This is a genomic window from Protofrankia symbiont of Coriaria ruscifolia, assembly GCF_900634745.1.
Taxonomy (GTDB): Bacteria; Actinomycetota; Actinomycetes; order Frankiales; family Frankiaceae; genus Protofrankia; species Protofrankia californiensis.
In genome coordinates, this window is sequence record NZ_CAAAFR010000045.1 from 1 (window position 1) to 4,688 (window position 4,688).

At 67.2% G+C, this 4,688-nt stretch carries 5 protein-coding genes and 2 pseudogenes; 4 read left to right on the top strand and 3 right to left on the bottom strand.

Going from position 1 to position 4,688, the window contains the following annotated elements:
* Window positions 1-43 precede the first annotated feature (43 nt).
* Window positions 44-436 (top strand): annotated as a pseudogene (locus CV1CTNOD_RS06985) (FAD-dependent oxidoreductase); the annotation flags it as partial.
* Window positions 437-566: 130 nt separating this feature from the next.
* Here CV1CTNOD_RS06985 and CV1CTNOD_RS06990 read toward each other — a convergent pair.
* Window positions 567-1,400, bottom strand: a complete 834-nt coding sequence (locus CV1CTNOD_RS06990) for an SDR family NAD(P)-dependent oxidoreductase (RefSeq protein WP_131785345.1) — start codon at window positions 1,398-1,400, stop codon at window positions 567-569.
* A 165-nt stretch (window positions 1,401-1,565) separates the two neighbouring features.
* Here CV1CTNOD_RS06990 and CV1CTNOD_RS06995 point away from each other — a divergent pair, with 165 nt between their 5' ends.
* Together CV1CTNOD_RS06995 and CV1CTNOD_RS07000 are read left to right on the top strand one after the other, a co-directional pair.
* Window positions 1,566-1,811: a type II toxin-antitoxin system Phd/YefM family antitoxin gene (locus CV1CTNOD_RS06995; protein ID WP_131785346.1), complete on the top strand. Its 246-nt coding sequence runs from the start codon at window positions 1,566-1,568 to the stop codon at window positions 1,809-1,811.
* Window positions 1,811-2,062, top strand: coding sequence for a Txe/YoeB family addiction module toxin (locus CV1CTNOD_RS07000; RefSeq protein ID WP_131785347.1), 252 nt, complete (start codon window positions 1,811-1,813; stop codon window positions 2,060-2,062). The genes CV1CTNOD_RS06995 and CV1CTNOD_RS07000 overlap by 1 nt, the downstream gene beginning before the upstream one ends.
* Window positions 2,063-2,155: 93 nt before the next feature.
* Here CV1CTNOD_RS07000 and recQ read toward each other — a convergent pair whose 3' ends face one another.
* The gene (gene recQ, locus CV1CTNOD_RS07005) at window positions 2,156-4,012 is read right to left on the bottom strand and encodes a DNA helicase RecQ (RefSeq protein ID WP_131785348.1); all 1,857 of its coding nucleotides are present in this window, start codon (window positions 4,010-4,012) and stop codon (window positions 2,156-2,158) included.
* Between the two features lie 121 nt (window positions 4,013-4,133).
* Between recQ and CV1CTNOD_RS27280 the strand changes: the two genes are divergently transcribed.
* Window positions 4,134-4,265, top strand: coding sequence for a hypothetical protein (locus tag CV1CTNOD_RS27280; protein WP_278043873.1), 132 nt, complete (start codon window positions 4,134-4,136; stop codon window positions 4,263-4,265).
* On the opposite strand, the pseudogene CV1CTNOD_RS25475 reads toward CV1CTNOD_RS27280, so the two are convergent.
* A pseudogene (locus CV1CTNOD_RS25475) lies at window positions 4,258-4,688 on the bottom strand (hypothetical protein); the annotation flags it as partial. The gene CV1CTNOD_RS27280 and the pseudogene CV1CTNOD_RS25475 sit on opposite strands and share 8 nt — an antisense overlap.

Here is a 4,688-nt window from a genome sequence, read left to right on the forward strand (position 1 = left end):
CCGCCTGACCGTATTTCAAACGATCTTCGGTACCTGACCAGTTACGGCGGAACTTGAGATCCTGGGCCTGGTCCGCCCGGGGGCCGTGGAGGCGGGTTACGTAGTCCGGGTACCCAAGGCATACCCGACCTACGACCAGTACTACCGGCGAAACGTCGAGATTATGCGGGAGTGGTTGGCGGTGCATGCGCCGAACGTGCATCCGGTCGGCAGAAACGGCATGCACCGGTACAACAACGCCGACCACTCGATGCTGACCGCCATGCTCACCGTCGAAAACATACTCGACCAGACCCGGCATGACGTCTGGACGGTCAACGTCGAAGAAGAGTACCACGAAGAAAAGTCGAATAATGACAGTGCCGGAGCTGCCGCCGGTTCGGGCCGGCACGGAACCGGGCGTGACGCCCCGATAATCCCTCGCAAGGAGGCCTGACTCGACCATCCTGAGCCGGTGGTCGTAGCTTTGCGCTCCGCAGGTCTCGTCACGACTCTTCTGCCGGAGAACCACCGGCCAACTACGAGATCTCGTCCGGGCGGGATCCAGTCTGCGGCGCAGACAGGGATCAGGTCGGGTCGGTGAGTCCAACGAGCGTGAGGCTGCGCGTCCACAGTTCGGCTCGGGCGCGGCTGTCGTAGGCCTGGGCGTGGGCTCTGGTCTTGCGGGTCCGGTCGAAGAACAGGCCGCTCGTGGTGGCGAGGGCGGTGCTGGTGACAAGTTGGTGCGTGGCCTCGACGCCGGTGTCGAGGCTGTCGACATGGTGGCCGATTTCCGCCAGGACCATCTTGGTGGGCATGTAGGTCGCCGGGTGCAGGCTGTTGACCGTGACGTCTGCGGCGGGAAGCCGGTCGGCCAGCTCGAAAGTGGACATGATCTGGGCGAGTTTGCTCTGTCCGTAGGCGCGCGTGCCGCTGTACCCGTGCTCGATCATGAGGTCGTCGAAGTCGAGGGGGTGCTGGCCGAGGGAGGCGACGTTGACGATGCGGGCCGGGGCCGATCGGCGCAGCAGGGGAAGCAGCTCGAGGGTCAGCAGGAATCCGGCCAGGTAGTTGACGGCGAAGCGTAGTTCGTGGCCGTCGACGCTGGTGCGCCGGTCGCGTCCGTCGGGTTCGCCGCTGCCGATGCCGGCGTTGCTGACCAGCACGTCGAGCCGGTCGGTCGTCGTGCGCACATCCTCGGCCAGCCGGCGGACCTGCGCCAGCTCGGCCAGGTCGGCCTGGACGATCCGGGGCGGTGGCACGCCGTGGGTGGCGGCGATGTCGGTGGCGGTGCGGTCGAGCCTGTCGAGGTCCCGGCCGTGCAGGAGCAGGGTGGCATCCTGCGCGGCCAGCCGGTGGGCGAGGGCACGGCCGAGGCCGTCGGTGGCGCCGGTGATCAGAATGGTCCGCGGGTCGGTCATCAATGCTCCCTGCGGGTCGAGACGGGCGGGACCGGTGGCAGGTCACCGTACTCGCGGCCACCAACACCAGTCTGGCTGCACAAATCTGACTGGCACGGTCGTCGAGACGCACGGCAGGACTCCAGCCAGAGCGGTACGATATCTTGTACCACTTTGGAGGTTGTCATGGCTGTCACCGCCAGTGAGGCACGCAAGCGCCTGTTCCCGCTGATCGAACAGGTCAACGCCGACCAGGAACCGGTGGAGATCCTGTCCAGGCACGGCTCGGCCTACCTGGTGTCCGAGATCCAGTTCCGCTCCATGCAGGAGACCGCCTATCTGCAGCGGTCGCCTGCCAACGCCGCGCACCTGGCGGCCAGCATTGCCGAGGCTGACGCCGGCGCGACCGAGGAACACGACCTGCTGGCCTGATGAGGATCGTGTTCACCTCACGAGCCTGGGCTGACTACACGTCGTGGGCCGACGACCGCAAGATGCTCCACCGGATCAACCGTCTGATCGAGGAATCGGCACGCGACCCGGCCGTCGGGATCGGCAAACCGGAACCGTTGTCCCAGAACCTGTCGGGGTACTGGTCACGACGCATCACTGACGAGCACCGGCTGGTCTACCAGGTGCGTGGAGACGACCTGGTCGTCATTCAGGTGCGCTACCACTACTGACAGCGGCGTCCAGCCGCCGCGACACAATTGACAGCACAGGCCCATACCGACAGCGGTTCCGTCCGGCCGCGATCCGGGCGAACGGGGTCTGGTTCACTCGGCGAGGGTGTCGAGTATCTGCTGCCCGTACTTGGTGAGCTTGTTCTCACCGACGCCGCTGACGGTGGCGAGCTCGGCCAACGTGGCCGGTACGCGTGTCGCGATCTCGCGCAGGGTGGCGTCATGGAAGATCACATATGCCGGGACACCCTGCTCCTTCGCGACGGCGGCGCGCCAGGCGCGGAGCCGTTCGAACACCGGCATCGCATCCTCCGGCAGGCCGGCCGGTGCGGCGCGGCGGGGCTTCGTGCCCTTGGACGTGGCTGTGGCCGCGGACGCGGCCTTGGCGGCGCGCTCCGGCTCGCGCCGCATCAGGACCGTGCGCTGTCCGCGCAGCACGTCGGCGCTCGCGTTGGTGAGCATGAGGGTGCCGTGCTCGCCCTCGACCGCCAGCAGCCCCTGCACCAGGAGCTGACGTACCACGCTCCGCCACTCGGGCTCGCCGAGCTCCGTGCCGATACCGAAGAGCGTCAGGGTGTCGTGATCGCGCTGGATCACCTTGGCCGTCTTCCTGCCCAGCAGGATGTCGATGAGGTGACCCGCGCCGAACTTCTGGCGACGCTCCCGCTGTAACCGGAGCACGGCCGAAAGCAGTTTCTGGGCGGCGATCGTGCCATCCCATGACTGCGTGGGCGTCAGGCAGGTGTCGCAGTTGCCGCACGGGGTGCTGCAGTGCTGCCCGAAGTAGGCGAGCAGCCCGGTGCGGCGGCACTCGATCGTCTCGCACAGTGCGAGCATGGCGTCGAGGTGGGCGCTCAGCCGCCGGCGGTGCGCAGAGTCACCCGCGGATGTGTCGATGAGCTTGCGCAACTGCACGACGTCCTGGAGGCCGTAGGCCAGCCACGCGGTCGAGCGCAGCCCGTCACGGCCGGCGCGCCCGGTCTCCTGGTAGTACCCCTCGACGGACTTGGGCAGGTCGAGATGGGCGACGAACCGTACGTCCGGTTTGTCTATGCCCATGCCGAAGGCGATGGTCGCGACCATGACGACGCCGTCCTCCCGCAGGAAGCGCGCCTGGTGCTCGGCTCTGGTGCGCGCGTCGAGCCCGGCGTGGTACGGCAGCGCCGTGATGTCGTTCGCCACCAGGAAATCGGCGATCTTGTCGACGGAGGACCGTGACAGGCAGTAGACGATACCCGCGTCCCCGGTGTGCTCGGTGCGCAGCAGCTCCAGCAGCTGCGCCTTCGGCTCCTTCTTCGGCACGATGCGGTACTGGATGTTCGGGCGGTCGAAGTCGGCCACGAAGTGGCGGGCGTCCTCCAGGCCGAGCCGGGAGGCGATCTCGGCGTGCGTCGCCGGGGTCGCGGTGGCGGTCAGCGCGACTGTCGGCACGTCCGGCCAGCGCTCACGCAACTCGGACAGCAGGAGGTAGTCGGGCCGGAAGTCGTGTCCCCACTGCGCGACACAGTGCGCTTCGTCGATCGCGAACAGCGCGATCTCGCCCTGGCCGAGCAGCGTGACCGTCGCTTCGACACGCAGCCGCTCCGGCGCCAGGTAGAGCAGGTCGAGCTCACCGGCAAGGAAGGCGGACTCCACCTCGCGGCGCTCGTCGAACTCCTGGGTGGAGTTGAGGAACCCCGCTCGTACGCCGAGCGCTCGCAACGCGTCGACCTGGTCCTGCATGAGCGCGATGAGCGGTGACACCACGACGCCGGTGCCCGGCCGTACCAGGGCGGGGATCTGGTAGCACAGCGACTTGCCGCCACCCGTCGGCATCAGCACGAGCGCGTCGCCGCCACCGACGACATGCTCGATGATCTCTTGCTGACCGTCCCGGAACGACTCGTACCCGAAGACACGACGCAACACCCGCGCGGCGTCGCTCACGCTATCGACCAGGGGGGAGGTCATCTGGCCACTTTATGAGCATCCGGCCGTCCCTCACATGCGGCCCCCGCGTCTGTGGACAGCGATGTCCCTGGGGACAGCGATGTCTGCGCTCGGATCTCGGGTTCGCGCGATAGCTGGATCGGTGCACCCAACCAGCACCAATGCGAACCTGAACCTGCACGTCAACGGCCCAGTGGTGTCTGTCGTACCCGTGCACACGAAGATCCGACGCGACAGCTACGCCGGCACCGCGAACGCGGCGAAGATCAAATAACTCCGGCTCGGACGGGCATCTGCGCAGCCAACCCAGGGAGGTCCACGGCCGCCCACGGCTCGGATTCATCCTCGTCCCGAGCTTTGGGGTAGGCGGCTTTCGCCCCGGCCGCATGGCACGGTAGCCCGCGTCCGCGCGGGCGTCCTGGAGCCATTCGGCGATCTCGGTGCCTGGCGTTCTGCCACGGTTCGTTGTGGACTCGGGGTTCCGTTGGCGGTGACGCCGGACCGATGGACCGAATTTCGTCCTGCCAGGCGGCAAAGAATGCCCGCACCTTTTCGGCCTCCTGCCGCTCCAGGAGCAGGTCTTCGTCCGTGAAGCGGCGAATGGTTCCAACCATGTCGGCGAAGACCTGGAGGTCGAACCCGCTGTCCTGAGCCAGGGCTGCGGGAAGGTTGCGCAAAGTTTCGATCAGCTGCGTTA

What these genes read in the sequence shown, in the direction of transcription:
- CV1CTNOD_RS06990 (WP_131785345.1), bottom strand. Translation starts at nt 1,400, where the DNA reads ATGACCGACCCGCGGACCATTCTGATCACCGGCGCCACCGACGGCCTC.
- CV1CTNOD_RS06995 (WP_131785346.1), top strand. Translation starts at nt 1,566, where the DNA reads ATGGCTGTCACCGCCAGTGAGGCACGCAAGCGCCTGTTCCCGCTGATC.
- CV1CTNOD_RS07000 (WP_131785347.1), top strand. Translation starts at nt 1,811, where the DNA reads ATGAGGATCGTGTTCACCTCACGAGCCTGGGCTGACTACACGTCGTGG.
- recQ (WP_131785348.1), bottom strand. Translation starts at nt 4,012, where the DNA reads ATGACCTCCCCCCTGGTCGATAGCGTGAGCGACGCCGCGCGGGTGTTG.